Raw genomic sequence first — 24,259 nt, 5'->3', positions numbered from 1 at the left:
CACCGGCTCAGGCCGTCCCCGCCATCAACTGATACTGAGTGCGCAGCGCCTGCGTAAAGAGCCGGTGCGTCTCCCGCGGGTTCTCGCGGCGGGTGAACATGGCCACGGGCGGCAGTGTCCACGTGAGCGACCACGGCACGATGGCTACGCCCGCGATGCGAACCAGTTCCTCGGCGATATCGGCCGGTAGCAGCGACACGGCGCGCTCGCTGCTGGCCAGCAGTTCGCCCGTCAACCGGGACGAAAAGCTCTCCACCACAGGCACCGGCGGCACCACCCCGGCATGCAGGAACAGGTCGGAGAGTTGGTCGCGCATCGGCGTATTCGGCGCGCCCATCACCCAGTCGAGTTCTGCCAGTTGCGCCCACACCGGGGCGCTGCGCCCCAGCCGGGCCGCCAGACGACGGCTTGCCACCACGCGTGGGGCCTGATGGTGCAGCACTTCGAACTGCACTTGCGTGACGTCGACGTTCGCTGCCGCGCGGGCGATCACCACGTCTAGCGTGTGGTCGCGCAATTGCGCCATCAGCGACTCGCTCGTGCCTTCATGCAGCGTGACGGTCAGGCGTTGGGGAATCTGGGCCAGCGTCTGCTGGATGGCGGCGGAGAGGGTCTTGCCGGAGATGTACGGGATCACACCGACTTGAAGGCGGGCAGCATGCCCGGCCATGACGGCTTCGATATCGCGGGTCAGGTGGTCGAGATCGTGGACCATTGCCTGTGCGCGGGCCAGCACGACGTCGCCAAGCGGTGTCGGCGTCATGCCGCGCGGGGTGCGGTCGAAGAGCGGGCCGCCCAGCATGCTTTCCAGCTCGGCCAGCGCGCTGGTCACGGCGGGCTGGCTCGTCGCCATGTGCTCGGCCACGCGCGTGAGCGAGCCGTGCTGCTGAATCTGCAACAACAGCACGAGATGACGCATCTTGAGCCGGGTCGTCAGCCGCCGGACTACTTCCCCCGTATCGAAAGGCACCGCCACCATCTGTCCTGAATCCTCTGAAACCCCCGATGTTCGGGGCTTATATGGAAAATATGATGCCCCCATAGTAATTCAGAATCGCCCCCCGCTGGCGGCTCCCTAGAATGGGCTCACCTCTATGCGCTCAGGTCGACAGCCGTCATCAGAACGGTTCGCCGCGCAAAACAGAGTGAGACACAAGTTCAGAGAACCTACGAGGACGACATTGCCATGAGCAACAGCAACGATCACCAGGCCGCCCTGGAGTATCACCAGTTCCCGACACCGGGCAAGATCTCCGTGACGGCCAGCAAGCCGCTCGTCACCCAGCGCGATCTGGCGCTCGCCTACACCCCGGGCGTCGCTATCCCGTGTCAGGAAATCGCGGCCGACCCGTCGGCTTCGTTCAAGTACACCGGCCGTGGCAACCTCGTTGGCGTGATCACCAACGGCTCCGCCGTGCTCGGTCTGGGCAACATCGGCGCGCTCGCCTCCAAGCCGGTCATGGAAGGCAAGGCCGTCCTCTTCAAGAAATTCGCTGGCATCGATGTGTTCGACATCGAAGTGACCGAGAGCGACCCCGACAAGCTGGTCGACATCATCGCCAGCCTCGAAGCCACCTTCGGCGGCATCAACCTCGAAGACATCAAGGCACCGGAGTGCTTCACCGTCGAGCGCAAGCTGCGCGAGCGCATGAAGATCCCGGTCTTCCACGACGACCAGCACGGCACCGCCATCACCGTGAGCGCCGCGTTCATCAACGGCCTGAAGGTCGTGGGTAAGGACATCCGCGAAGTGAAGGTCGTGACGTCGGGCGCAGGTGCGGCGGCTCTCGCCTGCCTGGACCTCATGATCGACCTCGGACTGCCGCTCGAGAATATCTGGGCGACGGATATCGACGGCGTGGTGTTCGAAGGCCGCACGGTCGGCATGGACCCGGACAAGGCGCGTTTCGCTCAGAAGACCGACAAGCGCACGCTCGCGGAAGTGATCGACGGCGCCGATGTGTTCCTCGGCCTGTCCGCCGGTGGCGTGCTCAAGCCGGAAATGCTCAAGAACATGGCCGCACGTCCGCTGATTCTGGCGCTGGCCAACCCGACCCCGGAAATCTTCCCGGAAGACGCTCGCGCCGCCCGTGAAGACGTGGTGCTCGCGACCGGTCGTTCGGACTTCCCGAACCAGGTCAACAACGTGCTGTGCTTCCCGTACATCTTCCGCGGTGCGCTCGATGTGGGCGCCACCACCATCACGCGCAACATGGAAATCGCCGCTGTGCACGCGATTGCCGGTCTGGCGCAGGAAGAACTGAACGACTCCGTCGCCAATGCTTATGGCGCTTACGACCTGTCGTTCGGGCCGGAATACCTGATTCCGAAGCCTTTCGACTCGCGTTTGATCGTGCGTATTGCCCCGGCCGTGGCGCGCGCTGCAATGGAAGACGGCGTGGCCACGCGTCCGATCACCGACTTCGACGCTTACGCCGACCAGTTGCAGCAGTTCGTGTACCACTCGGGCGCGTTCATGAAGCCGATCTTCTCGGCCGCAAAGCAACTCGTGCGTGACGGCGGCAAGTCGCGCATCGTATTCGCCGAAGGCGAAGAAGAGCGCGTGCTGCGTGCCGTGCAGGTGATCGTCGACGAGAAGCTGGCACGCCCGATTCTGGTCGGTCGTCCGGAAGTGCTGCTCGCTCGCATCGAAAAGTTCGGTCTGCGTCTGCGTCTGGGTGAAGACGTCGAAGTCACCAACCCGTACTACGACGAGCGCTTCCACCAGTACTGGACCAGCTACTGGGAACTGCGTTGCCGCGACGGCATCACCAAGGAAATGGCGCGTGTCGAGATGCGTCGTCGTCTCACGCTGATCGGCGCGATGATGGTGCGTCTGGGCGACGCCGACGGCATGATCTGCGGCACGGTGGGGGCCTATCACGACCACCTGCGCTTCGTCGATGAAGTCATCGGCAAGCAGCCGGGCGCGAACACCTACGCCGCGATGAACATCCTGCTGCTCGACAAGCGCACGGTGGCACTGGTCGACACGCACGTGAACGACGATCCGACGGCTGAGCAAATCACCGAGTTCACGTTGGCGGCTGCCAAGCAGATGACGCGTCTGAACCTGAACCCGAAGGTCGCGCTGCTCTCACGCTCGAACTTCGGCTCGGGTAGTGCGGCGTCGGGCACGAAGATGCGCCGTGTGCTGGAGATGGTGACGGCGCAAGCGCCGGATCTGGAGATCGACGGCGAAATGCACGGCGACTGCGCGCTCGACGAAGGTCTGCGCAGCCGTATCCTGCCGCAGTCGAAACTCAAAGGTGCTGCCAACCTGCTGGTGTGCCCGAACGTCGACTCCGGCAACATCGCCTACAACCTGCTGAAGACGGGCGCGGGCAGCAACGTCGCCGTCGGCCCGTTCCTGCTGGGCGTGGGCGCACCGGTCAACGTGCTGACGTCCAGCTCGACCGTGCGACGCATCATCAACATGACGGCCCTGACCGTCATCCAGGCCAATCGCGACTGAAGTCCACCCGGCGTCGATGCTCCGGCAGTTGTTCCGGGGCGCGCCGCCGGTCGCGATGCGCCAGACGGCTTAGCCGTCGAGTGACTCTTGCAAGCCCCGGCGGGGTCGGCAACCGTATCGATACGATGCGCTGCCAGCCCCGCCGGGGTTTTGCTTTTGCGTCGTCCGGATCGCTGGCTTGCGGTTGCAGAGGTTTGCCGAGCAGCGTCGTGCAAAGCCATTCGAGTGCGGTGCACATCACGAAGTAGATCAGCGCGACGAACGCGAACACTTCCGCCGGGTAGACCATCAACCGGCTGTTCACCTGTGTGGCGACGAACGACAACTCAGCCACGCCGACGATGTACGCGAGTGAGGTGTCCTTCACCAGCGAAATCCACTGATTGACGAACGACGGCGTCATGATGCGTAGCGCCTGCGGCAGCACGACGTGGTGCAACGTCTGCACGCGCGTGAGGCCGAGCGACATGCCTGCCTGCCATTGCGCCGTGCCCACGCCACGAATCCCCGCGTAGACCGTGTGCGAGAGATATGCGCCGCCGATCAGCGCGAGCGCGCACGCCACAGTGGCGAGCCCGGGCACGTCGACCCCGAAGAGGATCGGCAGCAGAAAGTACGTCCAGAAGATCAGCATCAGCACCGGAATGGCGCGAAAGAAGCCGATCACGAAAGTCAGCACCCAGCGCGCCGGGCCGCCGAGCATTGCGAGGGCGATGCCGCCCGCCAGACCCAGGACACCGGACGCCACGGCGCTCACCGTGGCGAGTACCAGCGTGAGCGCGGCACCGGAGAGCGGGCCGTCGGGGAAGTCGCCCCAAAGCAGGTGGGGCAGGTTGTCGAAGACGGCGGAGAAATTCATGAGGACGTCCGGGAGGTCGCTGGCGTCGGGTGCGGTGGGATCAGCGAAATCAGCGAAATCAGCGTGAAGGGGCGGTGGCGTGACGATGCGTCGTAACCATGCTCACGGCTTCGATCAGCGCAATCGCACCGACGTAAAGCAGCGTGGCAATGCCGAACGCCTGAAACGTCTTGAACGTTTCCGTCTCGACCTGACGCGAGGCATACGAGAGTTCCGCGAGGCCGATCGCCATCGTCAGCGAAGAGTTCTTCACCACGTTCATGTATTGCCCGAACAACGGCGGCATCGCAATGCGCACCGCCTGCGGCAGCACGACATGACGGAAGATCGCGAAGCGGCTCAGGCCGAGCGCGGCGGCCGCGTGCGTTTGTCCGGCAGGCACCCCGCGCAGACCCGCGCGAATCTCTTCGCCGATGAACGCCGTGGTGTAAAGCGTGAGGCCCACGAAGCCCGCGAGCGTTTCCAGCGTCGGCCAGCGAATGTCGAACAGCACGACATGCCAGACATGCGCCTGCGAGAGCCATTGCACGGCACTCGCAGGCAGCAGCGCTGCGACGCCGAAGTACCAGAAGAAGAGTTGGACGAGCAGCGGCGTGTTGCGCATCAGCGCAACGTACGCGGTCGCGGGGCGGGCGAACAACGCGCTATGCGAGTTGCGCGCCACGGCCAGCCCGAAGCCGAGCAGCGTCGCCGCCGCGCTGGCCGCGACAGCCAGTGCGACGGTGACGCCGAAGCCCGTGAACAGCCAGTCGAGATACTTCGGAGCGAGCCAGTCCGTCACGCCTTGTCGCCGATCTTGAACAGACGCGGCAACGGCTGGGCCGACTTCGGACCGAACCAGCGGTCGTAGATGTTGGCGGCGGTGCCGTCCTTTTCCAGATCGCGCAGCGTGTCGTTCACGAACGCGGTCAGCCGCGCCTCGCCCTTCGGTACGCCCACGCCCATGTAGTCGTTCGAAATCGTGAAGGCAGGGATCTCGTAGTTCTGCTTGTCCGGCACATTGGCGAGCAGGCCGACGAGCTTCGGCCCGTCCTGCGTAATGGCTTGCACGGTGCCCGTACGCAACGCGGCGAAAGCGAACGGTGTGTCGTCGAACGCGACGATGGTCGCTTTCGGGAATTTCTCACGAAGCGTGATTTCGTTCGTCGTGCCCTTGTCGGCACCGATGCGCAGCGCGCTCAACTGATCAGGCGACGACAGCGTGCCCTTCTTCGCGAGGAACTGCTGGCCCGAGGAAAAATAGGGAATGCTGAAGTCGACCTGCTTGGCGCGTTCGTCCGTGATCGTGAAGTTGGCCAGTACGAGATCGACCTTCTTCGACGTGAGGAACGGAATCCGGTTGGCCGGGTTCGTCGGTTGCAGTTCGAGCTTCACGCCGAGCTTGTCGGCCAGTGCCTTCGCGTAATCGACGTCGAGACCGACGATCTTGTGCGACTTCGCGTCGACGTAGCCGAACGGCGGATTGCTGTCGAACGTTGCGACGCGCAGCACGCCCGCCCTCTTGATGTCGTCGAGCTTGTCGGCGTGCGCGGCGAGCGGTGCGAGGGCTGCGATGCTCAGCAGAGCTGCGGCGATGGAGGAAACGGCTAGACGTGTGCGTGGCTGGCGAATCTTGTTTTGCATGGCCTGTTGGGCTCCGATTATCGTAGGTCGCGGCGGATAGCAGCGAGCGGATGTCTACGATAACGGTGCGCGTACTCGCGCCCAACCAACCGATTTTCCTTAGCAAAACGCCGGCGCTGATAAGCGCCGGCGTTTCGATGCCACGTTTTGAATCAGTAACGATTACCCGTGATAGCGGTCATGATCGTGGTCGTGATCGCCATGGTCGCCGTGGCCGCGATTGTCATGACGGTTCGGGCCGCCGGGGCCACCATGATCCCATCCGCCACGGTTCAGTTCCCAACCATGCGGGCCCTGATGCCAGGCCGGTGCACGGTAGGCGTAACCCGGGCGTGCACGTTCCCAGTGACCGGCGCGCCAGTCGTGACGGTGGCCGTCCCAATCCCAGAAGCCCGGGGCCCAGACGTAACCCGCGCGCGGCGGCGGGACCGGTTCATAACGCGGCGGCGGCGGTGCGCCGATGCTGATGGACACGCCCACCTGAGCGTGAGCCGGTGCTACGGCAAAGCCGCCGAGCGTGGCAGTAACGAGCGCGATGGTCAGAGTCAGTTTTTTCATTTTCGCCCCCTTGCAAGCGAAGTTTTGGTACGCCTTCATCGTACGAGGGGGCGCGTCGGTTACGAAGCTAATAGTCGTAAGAAAATGTTGAAATTGTTTCGTTTCATCCCGCGAAAAGCCGCGTGAACATTAGCTTCGGTGAGATTGACCGTCGGTCGGCTTTGCGCACATTTCCTCTTACAGTGAGGGCGCACGCTGATGCCGGTACTCCTGCGTGCGACCGCCGTAACCATACGCTGCGGCACGCGCGTCGATCACATGGATGTACGAGCACTCGTGCACGTTACCGAGCAGGCCGGACAGCGATTCGAACACCTGCGAAATGAACCGCGCCTTCTCGGCTTTCGTATTCGTTTCGTCCGTCACGCTGATATCCAGATGGAACGCGTTCTTGCCTTGCTCCGAGAGTGGCGCGCCGCCGATGAACCAGCGTTCGTGCGGAATGTAATCGACGGTCACGGCGATGACTTCCGGTGCCTTGTGCAAAGTGTCGACAGTCAGTTGCGAGACGATGCGAACGGCATTGCGCGAGAGCGTGTCGTCGGGCGTGCCGGAGAGTTGCAGGACGATGTGCGGCATGGTGAAGCTCCTTGAGAGTGAGAGTCGGTGCGGTGACAACGACTTCAGTCTAGGGAGATGTTTGACATCGGAAAAGCGGGAATATACGATTCCATCCATCGGTTTCTTTAATGGGTAGGATCATGGCCCCCGGATTCGATTTCGACCAGTTGCGTACTTTTGTGGCGGTCGCCGAGGCTGGCAGTCTGTCGGCAGCGGCACCGCGCGTGTTTCTGTCGCAGTCCTCTGTCAGCGAGCAGATGCGTAAGCTCGAAGAGCGTATCGGCGTGACGCTGTTCACGCGTGGCAAGCAGGGCGTGGCCACGACGCCCGCTGGCGAGCGGTTGCTCGGGCACGCGAGACATCTGCTCGCGCAGTCGGAAAGCGCCTGGCACGACGTGCGTGGCTTTTCGCTCTCGGGAGAGTTGCGGCTGGCGATCACCGACTACTTCCGTCCCGGCGATGTGGCGCGCATGCTCCGGCATCTCGGTGTCGCGTATCCGTCGTTACGCATCCACGTGACGATTCTGAAAAGCGGCGTGATCGAAAGCGGTTACGACACGGGTGACTTCGACATCGGCTTGTCGATGCGCATTCTTGGCAAGTCGTTGGGGCGCGATGCCGTCGCGGGCACCCGTCCGCTCGGGCGCGAGTCGCTCGATTGGGTGGCGTCTTCGGATTTCGTGCTGGACGCGGATGCGCCGCTACCGCTGCTGGTGCTGCCCGACACGTGCGCGCTGCATCGTTTCACGACGCAATGGCTCGACGAGCAGCAGGTCCCGTACACGATCGCGCATGTGGCGTCAGGCGTCGCGGGCTTGCAACTGGCGTTGAGTGCGGGGTTGGGGGTGGCGTGTCTGAATACGTCGGCGGCGGGGCCGTCGCTTGCCCGCGTCGACAAGTTGATGCCGGGGCGGCGCTTGCCGCCGCTGCCCGAAGCCGAGTTTCATCTGCTTCCGGCGCGGCGTGGCGAGCCCGAGTGGGTGACGCAGGCCCGCGACGCGCTGGCCGAACATCTGACGACGTCTACGTCGCTGACGTCGGCCACGTCGGTTACAACGCGTTGAGCGGAATCTTCAGATAACGCGTGCCGTTCGCCTCCGGCGCAGGCATGTCGCCTGCGCGGATGTTCACCTGTACGGCGGGCAGGATCAGCGTCGGCATGTCGAGCGTGCGGTCGCGTGCTTCGCGCATGGCGACGAAGGCGTCTTCGTCGATGCCGTCATGCACATGGATGTTCGCGCGCCGCTGCTCGCCTACAGTCGTCTGCCAATGCGCCGTGCGCCCGGCGGGCGGATAGTCGTGACACATGTACAGACGCGTCGATTCGGGGAGGGTCAGCAGGCGACGGATCGAGCGGAACAACGTGTGTGCATTTCCGCCGGGGAAATCGCACCGCGCGGTGCCCACGTCGGGCATGAACAGAGTGTCGCCCACGAAGACGGCATCGCCCACCCGGTACGCCATGTCCGCCGGTGTGTGGCCCGGTACGAACATCGCCTCGGCCTGCAATGTGCCGATGGCAAACGTCTCTCCATCCTCGAAAAGATGGTCGAATTGCGAGCCGTCGGGCGGCACGTCCGCGCCCAGATGGAAGAGCTTCTTGAAGACGTGTTGCACGTCGCGGATGTGCGCCCCGATGGCAATGCGCCCGCCCACGCGTTCCTTGAGCCAGCGGGCCGACGACAGATGGTCGGCGTGCGCATGCGTCTCGAGAATCCAGTCGACGGTGAGCTTCTGCGCGGCGACGAATTCGAGTACGCGCTCGGCCGAACCGGTGTGCGTGCGGCCCGCCTTGGGATCGTAATCGAGCACAGGGTCGATGATCGCCGCGCGACCGCCGGGTGCATCGAACACGACATAAGTCACCGTAGCGGTGGTCGTGTCGAAAAAGGCTTCGATGTGTGCTGGCGTGGCTGACATGACCGGCTCCTGCAAAAATTTATCAATTCATATATTATAAATCAGTAAAGTGTACGCGCTACGCGTGACATCTTGCGAAAGGGCGCGGCATCTCGTCGCGGTCCGGTTTCCTGATTTGCATCGATCCTGCCATGCCACGAGTCACTGCGCTATCCCCTGTTGCGCCTGTCGACCCTCCTGCGGCTGTTGTCCCGGCTGCTTCGCTCGACCTCGCGCGCTTGCGTGCCGCGGCGCATGACGCGACGGCGCTGCTACGCGCCCTCGCCAACGAGGACCGTCTGCTTATCCTGTGTCAGCTCACACAGGGCGAGCTATCGGTGGGCGAGCTTGAAGCGCAGCTCGATATCCGGCAGCCGACGCTCTCTCAGCAACTCGCCGTCTTGCGCAGCGAAGCGTTGGTGACGACGCGGCGCGACGGCAAGCGCATCTACTACGCCGTGGCCGACGGCGCGGTGCTCGCAGTGCTGGCGTGCCTCTACGATCAGTTCTGTCCGAAATCCTGATACCACGACGGAGCCTCACCTCATGACACTCGACTCCTTTCACTTCACGCCGTGGGCATCGCTCGCCGGTGGCGTGCTGATCGGCATTGCGGCCGTCTGGCTGATGTTGTCTGCCGGACGGATTGCAGGCATCTCCGGCATTGCGGGCGGGTTGTTGCGGCCTCGTGCGGGCGACGTGGCCTGGCGCGTCGCATTCATCGTTGGCCTGATGGCTGCGCCGTGGGTGTACCGCGCCGTGGCGATCGTGCCCGACGTGCAGGTGGAGGCGAGCACGGCGATGCTCGTCGCTGCGGGCCTGCTGGTCGGCTTTGGCACCCGGCTCGGCTCGGGCTGTACCAGCGGACACGGTGTGTGCGGGCTGTCGCGTCTGTCGTGGCGCTCGCTCGTCGCAACGCTGTGCTTTATGGCGACGGGATTCCTGACAGTCTACGTCGTACGTCATGTGCTTCACGTCGGAGGTGCCGCATGAAGAAGATTCTCTTCGCCCTTATCGGCGGTCTGGTGTTCGGGGTGGGACTGATCCTCGCGGGCATGGCAAATCCCGCAAAGGTGCTCGGGTTTCTGGACATCGCAGGCAAGTGGGACCCGTCGCTCGCCTTCGTGATGGGCGGTGCGGTCGCGGTGGGACTCGTGGGGTTTCGGCTTGCACAGTCGCAGGCGCTGGCGTGGACCGGCGAGCCTCGTGTCTGGCCTACCTTGAAGGGGCTCGACAAGCGGCTGGTGGGCGGCGCGTTGCTGTTCGGCGTCGGCTGGGGGATCGCCGGGATTTGCCCCGGTCCCGCGCTCGTGCTGCTTGGCGCGGGATCGGGCAAAGCGCTGGTGTTCGTCGTCGCGATGGTCGTCGGCATGGCGGTGCATGCCGTCGTCACCTCAGGCCATTCGGCCTCCTCTGCCAGCGGGAAAGCCGCGAAGTAACGTCCCCCGGGGTCAGTGCTTGCGTGCGAGTTCCGTACCGGCGTCCGCAGGCAGTTGCCGCGTGATGGGAATGGATAGCCAGGAGAACAGGCCGATCACGAGGAAGGCCGGGAGGAAGTCGCTGGCGACCAGTTCGGTGTGGCCAGCCAGTCGGCTGCTCGCCTGAAGCACCATCCCCGAAATCGTCACCCCAAGCCCCAGCGACAGTTGCTGAACGACGCTGGCGAGACTGGTGGCGCGACTCGCATCCTCGCTCGCGATGTCGGCGTAGACGATGGAGTTCAGGCAGGTGAATTGCAATGAGGGGAAGAAGCCACCGAACGCCACGACGCCTAGCATGACGCTGACCGGCGTATTGTGTGTGAAGAGGCCGTATGAGGCGAGCGCCAGCCCGGCTAGCCCGGCGTTCACGATAAGCACCTGGCGGAAGCCGAATCGCGCCAGCACCCGCTGGGCAATCGCTTTCATGAAGATCGCGCCGAACGCCGAGGCGCAGGTGATCATGCCGGACTCGAACGGGTCCATGTGCAGACCTTCCTGCAACGCCAGCGGCAACAGGAATGGCACCGCACCCAGGCCAATGCGAAAGAGCGAACCGCCGACCACGCTCGCATGGAACGTGGGGATGCGCATGAGACGAAAGTCCAGCAGCGGCGCTTCGACACGATTAGCGTGTCGCCAGTAGGCGTAGACGAATACGCCGCCGAGCACGCACATAGTGATCACGAGCGTGTCGCTGACCTGATGCTCGCCGATCATTGCCAACCCCAGCATCAGCAGACCGCTGCCGAGCGCCGAGAGAATAAAGCCGATCGCGTCCAGCGGACCTGCATCGCCGCCGCGCTCGTTATCGATGTACTTCCCCGCGAGATAGATGCCGAGCAGACTCACGGGAATATTGACGAAGAAGATCCAGCGCCAGTGCAGATAGGCGGTGATAGCGCCTCCGAGCGGCGGGCCGATGACCGGGCCGAGCAGGGCGGGCATGGTCAGATACCCAATGGCTTTCACCAGATCGTGCTTGGGCACCGCCCGGAAGATCACGAGCCGGCCGACCGGCACCATCATCGCGCCGCCCACGCCTTGCAGGAAGCGGGCAAAGACGAACGTCGGCAGCGAAAACGACACCGCGCAGAGAATAGAGCCGACCATGAAGATGCCGATGGCAGTGCGGAACACATTGCGCGCGCCGAAGCGGTCGGAGACCCATCCGCAGATCGGAATGAAGATGCCCAGCCCGACCACGTATGCGGTGAGCGCCATCTTCAGTGAAATCGGATCCTGATGGAGGTCGCGTGCCATGGCTGGCAGCGAGGTAGTGATCACCGTGGCGTCGATGTTCTCCATGAACAAAGCGCAGGCGATGATGAGCGGGATGATGACGGCGCGCGACACGATGGGGGAACGGCTGGCGCAAAGACTCGGATTCTCCCACGATTTAAGCGTCCGCTTCAATCTCGCAAGCGACGTTCATCCCTTGTGTGCCGCCAATCGGCGGCGTCCAGCCGGTAAAGCACATGACGGCGCAGCCGGTGGCCAGGCGGAATCAGCGGGTGCAGAAAGTCTTCGTCGGGACAGTGGCGCATGCCGATGCGTTGCATTACGGCGCGTGAGCGAACGTTGGCAGGCACCGTGAAGGAAACGAGATCGTCCATGCCAAGCGTCTCGAAGGCGTAACGGGCAGCGGCGTTGGCCGCTTCCGTCGCATATCCCTCCGACCACCAGGCGCGCGCGAGCCGCCACCCGATTTCGACGGCCGGAATGAAGGGCGCGTCGAACCCGACGCGCATCAGCCCGACGAATCCCGCGAACGGCGTGACGCCAGGGATCTCCAGCGCCCACGGGCCGTAGCCGTGGGTGTCCAGATGCTGGGCCAGACGGAGCGCGACGGCGTCGCTCTGTGCTCGATCGAGCGTCGTTGGAAAGTGGCGCATGACTTCTCGATCGGCGTTGAGCGCGGCGAATAGCGGCAGGTCGCTGGTGCGCCACTGTCGCAGGATCGTGCGGTCGGTCGTGATCGAGGGTGCCTCGGTGTCGAAAGGCGAGTGTGAATCCGTTGCCGTCGTCGATGTCGTCATGCGTTCCTTCATGCGTCCCAATCCGTAGGAGAGCGACGCCAATTCAATTCGGGAATTGGCGATTTCGGTTAATCAGCAAAAGCTTAATTTGACTGTCGGGGTTATGGCATTCCATCCGGATGGCCCGACAGCGCTGGCTTTGGCGGGCATCGGGATGTTGGCGTATTAGCTTATCTTACGAAAACTTCCAGGATCCGTGAAATCAGATTCCCGTATGGGTTTGACGTATACGTCAACAAAAAATGACAGTTTGCCTCACGTCGCAATTTATCCCTATGCCGACTTGTGGACGCTCTTCGCCTGAAATGCGGTCGATAGGTCGACGTATTTTGCTAAATCCTCAACTCCACTTATCCGTAAATTGCGGCAGTCGGTTGAGAATTGTCCGAATGATTACGGTGCTTCGGATAACAGAATGATCGGATTGCAGTTAAATATTTGTGATCGTATATTTTGATGCGTCGATTTATGTGAAAACGCGATCCGTCGGGCGACTCGAAGGGATAGACGGGGGAAAGCTTTCTAACCCTTGCAGCATGAAGCGTGAACCAATAGTGCCGTGTGGAGTCCTCATCACCGGCCAGTGGATTCATCGCATATTGCAAGGAAATTGACGGTGACCCCAACTTGTTTTCGGAGGGGTTATGGGTGAAGGACTGTGACGGTAATCACGGATATATGCCCCGATTCTGTGCATTTTCTGAAGTGTCCCTCGGACAATTCAATGCAATTTCTGCCTCCACAGACTCATTTGATGGAAATGCGGTTTTCAAATTATTAAAACTCGTGCTATTTTAAGTGGCGATCCATTTTTAACAAGGTAAGGACACGCCAGATGGCAAGCTATAAGGAACTCGTCGCGCAACGCGACAAAATCGAAAAGCAGATCGAAGAGGCCCGCGCCCGTGAAGTGGCTCAGGTCATTGCCGCAGTCAAACAGAAGATCGAGGAATACGAGCTCACCGCGAAGGATCTCGGTCTCGCTACGACGGACGGCCGCCGCCGCCCGGCCCGTGCGCCCATCGCTCCGAAGTACCGCAACCCCGAGACCGGCGAAGTTTGGTCGGGCCGTGGTCGCGCGCCGAAGTGGATTGGCAAGAGCCGCGAGAAATTCCTGATTGCGAAGTAATTCGCCGGCGTTAGCCGGACTGGCATTGCCGGTCACATGCCAGGGAGGTTGGGGAGTCAATGTCGCTGTGCCTCACTCGCACAGTCTTTGCCATCTCCATCGTGTCCCTGTGAGCAGTAAAGCGCAGCCCAGTAGTCGCATTGCCCCCCAACCCGGATCGCCTGGCTGTGGCTTGATGTGATGCAGTGCCGTAAAAGTCAAAACCCGCCGTTCGTTAATCGACGGCGGGTTTTTTCATTGGCTGGGAATCGGTGCGGGCGTGGGCGTGTTCGTCTTATCCCTCGGCGCTGGGATCGTCAGGCGGGAACATCAACGTGACTTGCAGACCGCCCGAGGCGCGGTTGGCGAAGGAGACGCGTCCGCCGAGTTGCTGCGTGAGCTTATCGACGATGGCGAGGCCGAGACCGCAATGGGCATTGCCGCCGCGCGCCGGATCAAGGCGCACGAACGGGCGCACGATGCGATTGATGTCTTCGTTGGGAATGCCCGGGCCGCTGTCCTCGATCACGAGACGCCAGCCGCTTGCGTCCTGTGACGTGCGGATCGTCAGCGGCGCGCGGCCGTACGTCACGGCGTTATCGAGCAGGTTGTTCACGATGCGCTCCAGATACGTCTGGCGCAGCTTGAAGCCGGGTCCTGCCTGCAAGTCCAGGTCGATGGTGTATCCCTGATCGAGGAACGGCGCGATCAGCGACGGGATACGGGCTTCGACGGGCGAGGCGGCGCTGTCTAGTTCCACGCCACGCGCGAACAGCAGGAACTGGTCGACGATGCGTGTCATCGATTCAGCGTCGCGGGTGATGCCTTCACTCATTTGTACGTCGTCGAGCATCTCGGCGCGCAGACGCAACCGCGCGAGCGGCGTTTTCAGATCGTGCGCAATACCGGCGAGCATCGTATTGCGCTCACGATCCGTCTGCACGATGTCCTGACTCATGCGATTAAAACGCTCCGTCAATTGCCGCAGCTCCAGCGGGCCGCGCTCTTTGACCTGCGTTCGAACACGATGGGTCGCCAGTTGTTCGGCGGCGGCCGCCATGTCCCGCACCGGACGCTGCAATTGCCATGCGGCGAACAACGCGAAGATGACGGTAATCCCCAGCACGGCGGCCAGACCCGGCAGAATCGTCGCCGTCCCCGGCGGATTTCGTACGGACAATACGGGGGTCGCGATCCAGTAGTCACGACCCGGCAGACGCGCCCAGATCCGTGGCGGCGGCGTGCGCTCCACGCGCAATTGCGTGCCCGCGGGCAGACGGCGGGCGAGTTCGGTCGTCAGGCGCGCGCTCTTGCTGGCCGGTTCGAAAACATCGCCATGCGCGAACGAGACGGGCACGACCTGAACGAGATCAGGGAGCGTGAGCGTCGATTTACCTTCGTGGACTTCGGACGCCGCCTTGATGATGAACGCCATCTGTTCGGCGGCGTTCTGCACGCGCGTCTCGTCGTGATCGCTGCGAAGGATCGTGAGATACGAGAAGTGACTGATGACCAGCGCCGCGATGATTAGCACCGCGAGTCGGCCGAACAGCGTGTCAAAACGACCTTTCATGCGGTGGCCATGTCGGCGCGTTGGCCGTCGGGAACAAAGATATAGCCGCGCCCGCGCACGGTTTGAATAAAGCGTGGGCTTTGCGCGTCCTCATCGAGCAGACGGCGCAGGCGCCAGATCTGCACGTCGATGCCGCGATCGTTCACGTCGCTGTCGGCACCGTAAAGCAATTCGATAATGCGTTCGCGCGACAAGACCTGCATCGCGTGGTTCACCAGCAGCCGCAGCAGGCCGTATTCGCCATCCGAGAGCGTGAGCAGCTGCGAGTCGCGGGTCAGCGTGCGGCTGCGGAAGTCGAGCATGAACGGGCCGAACGCGTAATTCTCGCGCTGCTCCGGCACGGCGGCGTCGGGCGTCTTGCGACGGCGCAACACCGCGTTGATGCGCGCGAGCAGTTCGCGCGGGCTGAAGGGCTTGCCCAAATAGTCGTCGGCCCCAATTTCCAGCCCGACGATACGGTCGATCTCGTCGCTGCGTGCGGTGAGCAGAATCACCGGCACGTCGTCGTTGCGCGCGCGCAGGTCGCGCAGTGCGGTCAGGCCGTCCACCTTGGGCATCATCAGGTCGAGCACGATCAGGGCGGGGCGCTCGCGCTCAAGGCGTGCGGCCAGCCCTTCGCCGTCGTGCATGACTGCAACGGAGAAGCCGTGGCGGCTCAAATACTCGCGCAGCAGGTCACGCAGATCGGGATCGTCGTCGACAACAAGAATCTTCATATTCGCTCGGACAGGTTGTGTCGTCATGATAGTGGCCTCGCTGCGCGGCTTTGTACGTGTTTTGTTTCCGGAAATTACAGTCTTGGTCGCCTGTAACGATGCGTAATAATAGTGCGAGCCGCGATAACGCAGGAAACGCGCACGAATTTCATCGGCGTCGAGTAAGCTTCGGTCTCTTAATCAGACTGCCTGATTAGCCCTGACGGAATCGGTTTTGCCAGTGTTTCGTCGCGCGTCGTCCTTAACGGGCGGTCGGTCTGGCAGTAAATCGCACACCCAATCGCACGTCTCACCTCACGGGACGCTGCGCCAAGGCACTGCACAGCGATGCACGGCAAGGCGATGCAAGGCATCGGTGGACACGATCGGGGGGGCAGGCGCGAACCATCGTTCGTCCGGCCGGTCATCTAGCAGCGTCGGACAATTCCGATCAACGGCACAGAGGAAACTCTTGTAACAAGCCATCCCATCGAGCTGTTACAACCGTCTGCTATGCTGGTCAGCCAATGAGGTGCATGCCGCTGTTTCGGGGCTTCCCGGGCAGTTTGCCGCGCCGCAGCAAACCAAAGAAAAGAACGTCGTCCGCATTGGACGAATCCGCCAACTACTCCGCTGTTACGAGGAAGTCATGACCGAGCACGGTCCCCACGGTTCCGAAAAACCGAACGGTTCTGAGCGTTCGCCTGCCCCGCAGGTGCCGCCGACACCCCCGGTTTCGCCGACATCCACCGAGCCGTCGCGCAAGCGTCGCTGGCTTGTGCCGGGCATTCTCGGAATGATCGTCGTGCTTATCGCCGGGGGTGTTTACTACCGTCTGCACTCGCAGAACGCGCAGGGACCGGCACAGGCCGGTGGCCGCCGGGGCGGTCCGCCAGCAGGCATGGCAGGCGCGGGTGCACCGGCTACACCAGTCACGGCAGTCGCGGCGAAGACCGGCGATCTGCCGGTGTTCCTCAACGGGCTGGGCACCGTCACGCCGACACGCAGCGTCACTGTGCACTCGCGCGTGGACGGCCAGCTCATGAAGGTCCACTTCAAGGAAGGCGATCTCGTCAAGGCGGGGCAGTTGCTCGCCGAGATCGATCCGCGTCCGTTCCAGGTGCAGGTCACCCAGATGGAAGGCCAACTGGCGCGCGATCAGGCGCTGCTCAAGAATGCGCAGCTTGACCTCGTACGATACGAAACGCTGCTCAAGCAAGATTCGATTGCCACGCAGACGGTCGACACGCAGCGCGCGCTCGTCAAGCAGTACGAAGGGACGGTCAAGTCCGATCAGGGCCAGCTCGACAATGCTCGCCTGCAACTGACCTATGCGAGCGTCACGGCACCGGTCTCCGGCCTCGCGGGTCTGCGTCAGGTCGATCCGGGCAACATCATCCACGCTTCGGATACCAACGGGATCGTCATCATCAACGAAGTCACGCCGATCACCGTGGTCTACACCATTCCCGAAGACAACCTGCCGAAGGTCGTCAAGCGCTCGCGCGGCGGCGAGACGCTGCCCGTCGAGGCGTTCGACCGGGCAGGCAAGACCAAGCTGGCCGACGGCAAGCTCGCCTCCATCGACAACCAGATCGATACGACGACGGGCACGGTCAAGCTCAAGGCCGAGTTCGCCAACGCCGACGGCATGCTGTTCCCAAATCAGTTCGTCAACGTGAAGATGCTGGTGGACACGCTCAAGGGTGTGACGCTCATTCCGAGCGCGGCAGTGCAGCGCGGCACGCAGGGCAGCTTTGTCTACACCGTTCAGCCGGATCAGACGGTCAAGCTCAAGACGGTGAAGCTCGGACCGACCGACGGCACGAACATGGCGGTGGAGTCCGGGATCGAGCCGGGCGAGAAGCTCGTGATCGACGGCATGGACAAACTGCGCGATGGCGCGAAGGTCGAAGTGATCACGGCAGAGAGCCGAGCCGCAGCGGTTGCGCCGCGTGCCCCGGGCGAGAAGCGTAACGGTAACGGCGGTGCGCATCGCCGTCAGGCGCAGTGAGTCACACCCCGCAGTGAGCTAGATTAACGTCGCTAATGAATCCGTCACGTCAGTTTATTCTCCGACCGGTCGCCACATCGTTGCTGATGCTGGCGATTCTGCTCGCCGGTTTCGTCGCTTACCGGCTATTGCCGCTCTCGGCGCTGCCGGAAGTCGACTATCCGACCATTCAGGTCGTCACGCTGTATCCGGGCGCGAGCCCCGATGTGATGACCTCATCGGTGACCGCGCCGTTGGAGCGTCAGTTCGGGCAGATGCCGGGGCTGAACCAGATGTCGTCGACCAGCTCGGGCGGGGCGTCGGTGATTACGCTTCAGTTCTCGCTCGACCTCGGCCTCGACGTGGCCGAGCAGGAGGTGCAGGCCGCGATCAACAGCGCCAGCAACCTGCTGCCGAGCGATCTGCCGATGCCGCCGATTTACAACAAGGTCAATCCGGCGGACACCCCGATCCTGACGTTGGCGATCATGTCGAAGACCATGCCGCTGCCGAAGCTGCAGGATCTGGTCGACACGCGCGTGGCGCAGAAGATTTCACAGTTGCCGGGCATCGGTCTGGTGAGTATTTCCGGCGGGCAACGCCCGGCCGTGCGCATTCAGGTCAACCCGCGTGCCATCACCTCCTATGGGCTGAACATCGAAGACGTTCGTACTTCGATTGCGGCTGCCAACGTCAATCAGGCGAAGGGGAGTTTCGACGGTCCGCTGCGCGCTTCGACCATTGACGCTAACGACCAGTTGGCGTCGGCAGACGAATACCGCAATCTCGTCATCGCCTATAAGAATGGCGGGCCGATTCGTCTGTCCGACATTGCCGATGTGATCGACGGCGCAGAAAACACCAAGCTCGCCGCGTGGGCCGACACCACCCCGGCCATCGTGCTGAACGTACAACGCCAGCCGGGTGCGAACGTGATCGAGACCGTCAATAAGGTCAAGGCGTTGCTTCCGCAATTGCAGGCGGCGCTGCCGGGCAGCATCGACGTGCAACTGCTGACCGATCGCACCACGACGATCCGTGCGTCGGTTTCGGACGTTCAGTTCGAACTGATTCTTGCCGTCGCTCTGGTGGTGATGGTGATTTTCGTCTTCCTGCGCAACGTATCGGCCACCATTATTCCGAGCGTCGCGGTGCCGCTCTCGCTGATTGGCACCTTCGGCGTGATGTATCTCGCTGGCTTCTCGATCAATAACCTGACGCTCATGGCGCTGACGATTGCGACCGGTTTCGTGGTCGATGACGCCATCGTGATGATCGAGAACATCGCCCGGTATATGGAGCAGGGTGAGAAGCCGTTGCAGGCGGCGCTCAAGGGGGCCGAGCAGATCGGCTTCACCATCATTTCGCTCACGTTCTCGCTGATTGCCGTGCTGATTCCGCTGCTGTTCATGGGCGACGTGGTGGGGCGGCTGTTCCGCGAGTTCGCAGTGACGTTGGCGGTATCGATTCTGATTTCGGCCGTGGTGTCGCTGACGCTGACGCCGATGATGTGCGCCAAGTTGCTGCGTCACGTGCCTGATGAGAAGCAGGGCAAGTTCTATCGCAAGACCGGCGAGTTGTTCGATCGCATTATTGCGAAGTACGGCGAATGGCTCACGTGGGTACTCGATCGTCAGCCGGCCACTTTGCTCGTCGCGCTCGGCACGCTGGTGCTGACGGTGCTGCTCTATATGTGGGTGCCCAAGGGCTTCTTCCCGGTCCAGGACACCGGCGTGATCCAGGGCATTTCCGAAGCGCCGCAGTCCATTTCGTTTGCGGCGATGGGCGAGCGTCAGCAGGCGCTGGTCGCCGAGGTGCTCAAGGATCCCGCAGTCGAGTCGGTGTCGTCGTTCATCGGTGTGGATGGTGTGAACGCAACGCTCAACAGCGGGCGTCTGCTCATTAACCTAAAAGACAAGGCGACGCGCGGGATCGACGCCTCCGAGGTGATTCGCCGCATTCAGCCTGAAGTCGCGAAGGTCCCGGGCATCGCGCTCTATATGCAGCCGGTGCAGGATCTGACGATTGAAGACCGCATCAGCCGCACGCAGTATCAGTTCACGTTGCAGGATCCGAGTCTGGATACGCTGGGCGTCTGGGTGCCGAAGCTCGTCGACAAGCTGCAACACGTGCCGCAACTGGCCGACGTGACAAGCGACTTGCAGGTCACCGGCTTGCAGGCGTATGTGGAGATCGACCGCGATACGGCGAGTCGTCTGGGCGTGACGCCTGCGGCTGTCGATCAGACGCTATATAGCGCCTTCGGTCAGCGTCTGATTTCCACGATCTATACGCAGGCGTCGCAGTATCGCGTGGTCCTGGAAGTGGCTAACGACTTCCAGCGCGGGCCGGATGCGCTCAAGGGCATTTACGTCGCGTCGACGACTGGCGTGCAGGTGCCGCTCACGTCGTTCGCGAAGATTATCGAGAAACCCACACCGTTGGCGATCAACCATCAGGCGCAGTTCCCGGCGGCGACGATCTCGTTCAATCTGGCCAAGGGTGCATCGCTTGGCGAAGCGGTGAAGGCGATTACCGAAGCGGAACAGTCCATCGGCTTGCCGGTGAGCACGCAGACGACTTTCCAGGGCGCTGCGCAGGCGTTCCAGGCGTCGCTCTCGAATACGCTGTGGCTGATTCTCGCGGCGGTCGTCACGATGTACATCGTGCTGGGCGTGCTCTACGAGAGCTACATCCATCCGATTACCATTTTGTCGACGCTGCCGTCTGCCGGCGTCGGCGCGCTGCTTGCGCTCATGGTCTCGGGCAACGACATCAGCATCATCGCGATCATCGGCATCATTCTGCTGATCGGTATCGTGAAGAAGAACGCCATCATGATGATCGACTTCGCGCTCGAAGCGGAGCGCGAACACGGCATGGCACCGCGCGAGGCGATTTATCAGGCGTGTCTGCTGCGTTTCAGGCCGATTCTGATGACGACGATGGCTGCCGTGCTGGGCGCACTGCCGCTGATGCTCGGCTCCGGTGTCGGCTCCGAGTTGCGTCAGCCGCTCGGTATCACGATGGTCGGTGGTCTCATGGTCAGTCAGGTGCTCACGCTCTTCACCACGCCGGTGATCTACTTGTGGTTCGACCGTTTGGCGCTGCGGGCGCGGGCGTGGCGCGAGCGCCGTTTCGGACCGTCGGATAGCGAAGGCCACGACGATCATGGCGGCCCGGGGGGGACCGGTCCCGCTGGTGCGGTGACCACGGACGGTCCGGCACGATGAACCTGTCTGCTGTCTTCATCAAGCGCTCGGTCGCGACCGTTCTGCTCACCATCGGGGTGACGCTGGCGGGCATCGTTGCCTTCGGGCTGTTGCCTGTCTCGCCATTGCCGCAGGTGGACTTTCCGACGATCTCGGTCTCGGCGTCGCTGCCCGGCGCGAGTCCGGAAACGATGGCGGCCAGCGTGGCCACGCCGCTGGAGCGTTCGCTCGGGCGCATCGCCGGTGTGACGGAAATGACGTCGAACAGTTCGCTCGGCTCAACCCGCATCACACTGCAATTCGACCTTTCGCGCGATATCAACGGCGCGGCACGCGACGTGCAGGCGGCCATCAACGCGGCACGCAGCTTGCTGCCGACGGGATTGCCGAGCAATCCGACCTACCGCAAGGTGAACCCGGCGAGTGCACCGGTGATGATCATTGCGCTGACGTCCGAGAGCATGACGCGCGGCCAGATGTACGACGCGGCATCGACCATCCTCGCGCAGAAGATCTCGCAACTCGAAGGGGTGGGCGATGTGACGGTGGGCGGCAGCTCGCTTCCGGCGGTGCGCGTCGAACTCAATCCCACGGCGCTCAACAAGTATCAGATTCCGCTGGAGACGGTGCGTACGGCCATTCAGGCCGTGAATGCGAACCGACCGAAGGGCGCGCTTGAAGACGGCGACCGCCGCTGGCAGATTCTTGCCAACGATCAGGCGAAGACGGCCAAGGAATACCTGCCGGTCATCGTTGCCTATCAGGACGGGCGTCCGGTGCGACTCTCCGATATCGCCGACGTGGTCGATTCGGTGCAGGACGTGCGCAACGCCGGTTCCGCCAACGGCAAGCCCTCGGTGCTGCTCATCATTACGACGCAGCCCGGCGCGAACATCATCCAGACGGTCGACGGCATCAACAAGATCCTGCCGAACCTGCGCGCTTCGATTCCGGCGGCGATCAATCTCGACGTGGTGATGGACCGCACGCCGACGATCCGTGCGTCGCTCAAGGAGGTCGAGCGCACGCTGCTGATCTCGATTGCGCTTGTGATCATGGTCGTGTTCCTGTTCCTGCGGAACTGGCGCGCCACACTGATTCCGAGCGTGGCCGTGCCGGTCTCGCTGATCGGCACGTTCGGGATCATGTATCTGTGCGGTTTCAGTCTCGATAACCTGTCGCTCATGGCGCTTACGATTGCGACCGGCTTTGTCGTCGACGACGCCATCGTGGTGCTGGAGAACATCTCCCGGCATATCGAAGAGGGCTTAAGTCCGTTCGCGGCGGCGCTCAAAGGGACGCGTGAAGTCGGCTTTACCGTGCTCTCGATGAGCATTTCGCTGGTGGCGGTGTTCATCCCGCTGCTGCTCATGGGCGGCATCGTCGGCCGCCTGTTCCGCGAGTTTGCGGTCACGCTGTCGGCGGCGATCATGGTCTCGCTGGTCGTTTCGCTGACGACCACGCCAATGATGTGCGCGAGGCTGCTCAAAGGGCGGGCCGCACCGGGTGTGCCCGCTGGCACCGCGCCGCTTGTGCCTGAACCGCCCAAACCACCTTCCATCTGGATGCGTATGGGCAACTGGACTGAGCGCATGTTCGACGCGATGCTGCGCGAGTACGAGCGTTCGCTCGCGTGGGCGCTGCGCCACGGCCCGCTCATGCTGCTGATTCTGCTGGCGACGATCTGTCTGAACGTCTGGCTCTACATGGTAGTGCCGAAAGGTTTCTTCCCGCAGCAGGACACCGGGCGCATGATCGGCTTCATTCAGGCCGATCAGGCGATCTCGTTCCAGGCGATGGAGAAGAAGCTCTCGGACTTCATCAAGATCGTGCAGGCCGATCCCGATGTGGCAACGGTCACGGGCTTCACCGGCGGGTCGAATCGCAATGGCGGTTCGATGTTCGTCACGCTCAAGCCGTTGGGCGAGCGAAAGCTTACGGCCGATCAGGTGATTGCGCGTCTGCGGGGCAAACTGGCCAAGGAGCCGGGTGCGATGCTGTACCTGCAATCCGTGCAGGACATTCGCGTGGGTGGGCGTTCGAGCAACGCGCAGTATCAATACACCCTGCAGGCGGACGACCTCCAGCAGTTGCGGGAGTGGGAACCGAAGGTGCGCAACGCGATTTCGCGTCTGCCGAATCTCACCGACGTGAACACCGATCAGCAGGACAAGGGCCTGCAGACCACGCTCGACGTCGATCGCGATCAGGCGTCGCGGCTCGGTCTGACGATGAGCCAGATCGACAACGTGCTCAACGACGCGTTCGGTCAGCGTCAGGTCTCGACCATCTACAACCCGCTCAATCAGTACAAGGTCGTGATGGAAGTTGCCCCGCAATGGTGGCAGAGTCCGGAGTCGCTCAAGGACATTTACGTGGTGACGTCGGCGGGAGCTCAGGTGCCGCTTTCGGCCTTCGCACGTTATCGTCCGACGAATACGGCATTGGGCGTCTCGCATCAGGGGCAGTTCGCCGCGAGTACGATTTCGTTCAACCTGCCGGCGGGCGTCTCGCTCTCGCAGGCGCAGGCGTCGATCAACGATGCGGTGGGGCGTCTTGGCATGCCGACGTCGGTGCAGGGCAGCTTCCAGGGCACGGCACAGGCGTTCCAGTCGGCATTGTCCTCGCAGCCCATCCTGATCCTGACGGCGCTGCTGACGGTGTATATCGTGCTGGGCGTGCTCTATGAGAGTTACATCCACCCGCTCACGATTCTGTCGACGTTGCCGTCGGCGGGCGTTGGCGCTTTGCTGGCGCTACTGCTGTTCAATACCGAGTTCAGCATCATCGCGCTCATCGGCGTGATTCTGCTGATCGGCATCGTGAAGAAGAACGCGATCATGATGATCGACTTTGCGCTCGATGCGGAGCGGCGTCAGAACCTGCCGCCGCGTGAGGCGATCTTCAAGGCGTGCGTGCTGCGCTTTCGTCCGATCATGATGACGACGATGGCTGCCATGCTAGGCGCGATTCCGCTGGCGCTGGGTACCGGCGACGGCGCGGAACTGCGCCAGCCGCTCGGTATTTCCATCGTGGGCGGCCTGTTGGTGAGCCAAGTACTGACGCTCTATACGACGCCGGTTGTGTATCTGTATCTCGACCGTGTGCGGCTGCGCTGGATGCGCTGGCGCGCACGTGGCCAGACCGGCCACAGCGATGTTGGGGAGGTTGGCCATGGCTGATGCA

19 protein-coding genes and 1 pseudogene are annotated in these 24,259 nt (G+C 62.7%); 9 read left to right on the top strand and 11 right to left on the bottom strand.

What is annotated here, in order from left to right; translation table 11 throughout:
* Positions 1 to 7: 7 nt before the first annotated feature.
* Positions 8 to 970, bottom strand: a complete 963-nt coding sequence (locus PCO31010_RS11060; RefSeq protein ID WP_150664578.1) for a LysR family transcriptional regulator — start codon at positions 968 to 970, stop codon at positions 8 to 10.
* 216 nt (positions 971 to 1,186) lie between these two features.
* Between PCO31010_RS11060 and PCO31010_RS11055 the strand changes: the two genes are divergently transcribed.
* Positions 1,187 to 3,475 (top strand): NADP-dependent malic enzyme, encoded by a 2,289-nt coding sequence (locus tag PCO31010_RS11055; protein WP_150664326.1) that lies wholly within the window; start codon positions 1,187 to 1,189, stop codon positions 3,473 to 3,475.
* 222 nt (positions 3,476 to 3,697) lie between these two features.
* On the opposite strand, the pseudogene PCO31010_RS11050 reads toward PCO31010_RS11055, so the two are convergent.
* The 5 genes and pseudogenes from PCO31010_RS11050 to PCO31010_RS11030 all read right to left on the bottom strand — a co-directional run.
* Positions 3,698 to 4,334: pseudogene (locus PCO31010_RS11050) on the bottom strand (amino acid ABC transporter permease); the annotation flags it as partial.
* Between the two features lie 58 nt (positions 4,335 to 4,392).
* Positions 4,393 to 5,115: an amino acid ABC transporter permease gene (locus PCO31010_RS11045; RefSeq protein WP_150664324.1), complete on the bottom strand. Its 723-nt coding sequence runs from the start codon at positions 5,113 to 5,115 to the stop codon at positions 4,393 to 4,395.
* A complete protein-coding gene (locus tag PCO31010_RS11040; RefSeq protein ID WP_150664323.1) occupies positions 5,112 to 5,957 on the bottom strand; it encodes an ABC transporter substrate-binding protein in 846 nt (281 codons plus the stop codon). The genes PCO31010_RS11045 and PCO31010_RS11040 overlap by 4 nt, the downstream gene beginning before the upstream one ends.
* Before the next feature lie 162 nt (positions 5,958 to 6,119).
* Complete coding sequence (locus PCO31010_RS11035) at positions 6,120 to 6,515, bottom strand: YXWGXW repeat-containing protein (protein ID WP_150664322.1); 396 nt, start codon at positions 6,513 to 6,515, stop codon at positions 6,120 to 6,122.
* A gap of 177 nt (positions 6,516 to 6,692) precedes the next feature.
* The gene (locus tag PCO31010_RS11030) at positions 6,693 to 7,094 is read right to left on the bottom strand and encodes a tautomerase family protein (protein ID WP_150576296.1); all 402 of its coding nucleotides are present in this window, start codon (positions 7,092 to 7,094) and stop codon (positions 6,693 to 6,695) included.
* Between the two features lie 122 nt (positions 7,095 to 7,216).
* On the opposite strand from PCO31010_RS11030, the gene PCO31010_RS11025 reads away from it, so the two are divergent.
* Positions 7,217 to 8,140: a LysR family transcriptional regulator gene (locus tag PCO31010_RS11025; RefSeq protein WP_150664321.1), complete on the top strand. Its 924-nt coding sequence runs from the start codon at positions 7,217 to 7,219 to the stop codon at positions 8,138 to 8,140.
* On the opposite strand, the gene PCO31010_RS11020 is transcribed toward PCO31010_RS11025, so the two are convergent.
* Positions 8,127 to 8,996, bottom strand: a complete 870-nt coding sequence (locus tag PCO31010_RS11020) for an MBL fold metallo-hydrolase (RefSeq protein ID WP_150664320.1) — start codon at positions 8,994 to 8,996, stop codon at positions 8,127 to 8,129. The genes PCO31010_RS11025 and PCO31010_RS11020 overlap by 14 nt on opposite strands.
* A 131-nt stretch (positions 8,997 to 9,127) precedes the next feature.
* On the opposite strand from PCO31010_RS11020, the gene PCO31010_RS11015 reads away from it, so the two are divergent.
* Genes PCO31010_RS11015 through PCO31010_RS11005 form a run of 3 tightly spaced genes read left to right on the top strand, consistent with a single transcriptional unit; the run spans position 9,128 to position 10,414 of the window.
* Positions 9,128 to 9,499 (top strand): ArsR/SmtB family transcription factor, encoded by a 372-nt coding sequence (locus PCO31010_RS11015; RefSeq protein WP_150664319.1) that lies wholly within the window; start codon positions 9,128 to 9,130, stop codon positions 9,497 to 9,499.
* A 22-nt stretch (positions 9,500 to 9,521) separates the two neighbouring features.
* On the top strand, positions 9,522 to 9,968 hold the full coding sequence (locus PCO31010_RS11010) for a YeeE/YedE family protein (protein ID WP_150664318.1): 447 nt from the start codon (positions 9,522 to 9,524) through the stop codon (positions 9,966 to 9,968).
* The gene (locus PCO31010_RS11005) at positions 9,965 to 10,414 is read left to right on the top strand and encodes a DUF6691 family protein (RefSeq protein ID WP_150664317.1); all 450 of its coding nucleotides are present in this window, start codon (positions 9,965 to 9,967) and stop codon (positions 10,412 to 10,414) included. The genes PCO31010_RS11010 and PCO31010_RS11005 overlap by 4 nt, the downstream gene beginning before the upstream one ends.
* A gap of 12 nt (positions 10,415 to 10,426) precedes the next feature.
* Here PCO31010_RS11005 and PCO31010_RS11000 read toward each other — a convergent pair whose 3' ends face one another.
* Positions 10,427 to 11,809, bottom strand: coding sequence for an MFS transporter (locus tag PCO31010_RS11000; RefSeq protein WP_150664316.1), 1,383 nt, complete (start codon positions 11,807 to 11,809; stop codon positions 10,427 to 10,429).
* A 56-nt stretch (positions 11,810 to 11,865) separates the two neighbouring features.
* Positions 11,866 to 12,504 (bottom strand): GNAT family N-acetyltransferase, encoded by a 639-nt coding sequence (locus PCO31010_RS10995; protein WP_150664315.1) that lies wholly within the window; start codon positions 12,502 to 12,504, stop codon positions 11,866 to 11,868.
* Positions 12,505 to 13,327: 823 nt separating this feature from the next.
* Between PCO31010_RS10995 and PCO31010_RS10990 the strand changes: the two genes are divergently transcribed.
* On the top strand, positions 13,328 to 13,621 hold the full coding sequence (locus tag PCO31010_RS10990) for an H-NS histone family protein (protein WP_039400758.1): 294 nt from the start codon (positions 13,328 to 13,330) through the stop codon (positions 13,619 to 13,621).
* Positions 13,622 to 13,895: 274 nt separating this feature from the next.
* Here the strand turns inward: PCO31010_RS10990 and PCO31010_RS10985 are convergent, their stop codons facing one another.
* Positions 13,896 to 15,173 carry an ATP-binding protein gene (locus PCO31010_RS10985; RefSeq protein WP_150664314.1) on the bottom strand — a complete coding sequence of 426 codons (1,278 nt, stop codon included), beginning with the start codon at positions 15,171 to 15,173 and terminating at the stop codon, positions 13,896 to 13,898.
* Positions 15,170 to 15,889: a response regulator gene (locus PCO31010_RS10980; protein WP_039400753.1), complete on the bottom strand. Its 720-nt coding sequence runs from the start codon at positions 15,887 to 15,889 to the stop codon at positions 15,170 to 15,172. Before PCO31010_RS10980 ends, PCO31010_RS10985 begins: the two co-directional genes overlap by 4 nt.
* Before the next feature lie 628 nt (positions 15,890 to 16,517).
* Between PCO31010_RS10980 and PCO31010_RS10975 the strand changes: the two genes are divergently transcribed.
* From PCO31010_RS10975 to PCO31010_RS10965, 3 genes are read left to right on the top strand one after another with little or no spacing between them, the layout of a single operon-like run.
* The gene (locus PCO31010_RS10975) at positions 16,518 to 17,882 is read left to right on the top strand and encodes an MdtA/MuxA family multidrug efflux RND transporter periplasmic adaptor subunit (protein ID WP_246184552.1); all 1,365 of its coding nucleotides are present in this window, start codon (positions 16,518 to 16,520) and stop codon (positions 17,880 to 17,882) included.
* A 35-nt stretch (positions 17,883 to 17,917) separates the two neighbouring features.
* The gene (locus PCO31010_RS10970) at positions 17,918 to 21,094 is read left to right on the top strand and encodes an MdtB/MuxB family multidrug efflux RND transporter permease subunit (protein WP_150664313.1); all 3,177 of its coding nucleotides are present in this window, start codon (positions 17,918 to 17,920) and stop codon (positions 21,092 to 21,094) included.
* Positions 21,091 to 24,255 (top strand): multidrug efflux RND transporter permease subunit, encoded by a 3,165-nt coding sequence (locus PCO31010_RS10965; RefSeq protein ID WP_150664312.1) that lies wholly within the window; start codon positions 21,091 to 21,093, stop codon positions 24,253 to 24,255. The genes PCO31010_RS10970 and PCO31010_RS10965 overlap by 4 nt, the downstream gene beginning before the upstream one ends.
* Positions 24,256 to 24,259: the final 4 nt, after the last annotated feature.

This window comes from Pandoraea commovens, from assembly GCF_902459615.1.
GTDB lineage: Bacteria > Pseudomonadota > Gammaproteobacteria > Burkholderiales > Burkholderiaceae > Pandoraea > Pandoraea commovens.
This window is presented reverse-complemented; position numbering and strand designations above follow the sequence as displayed.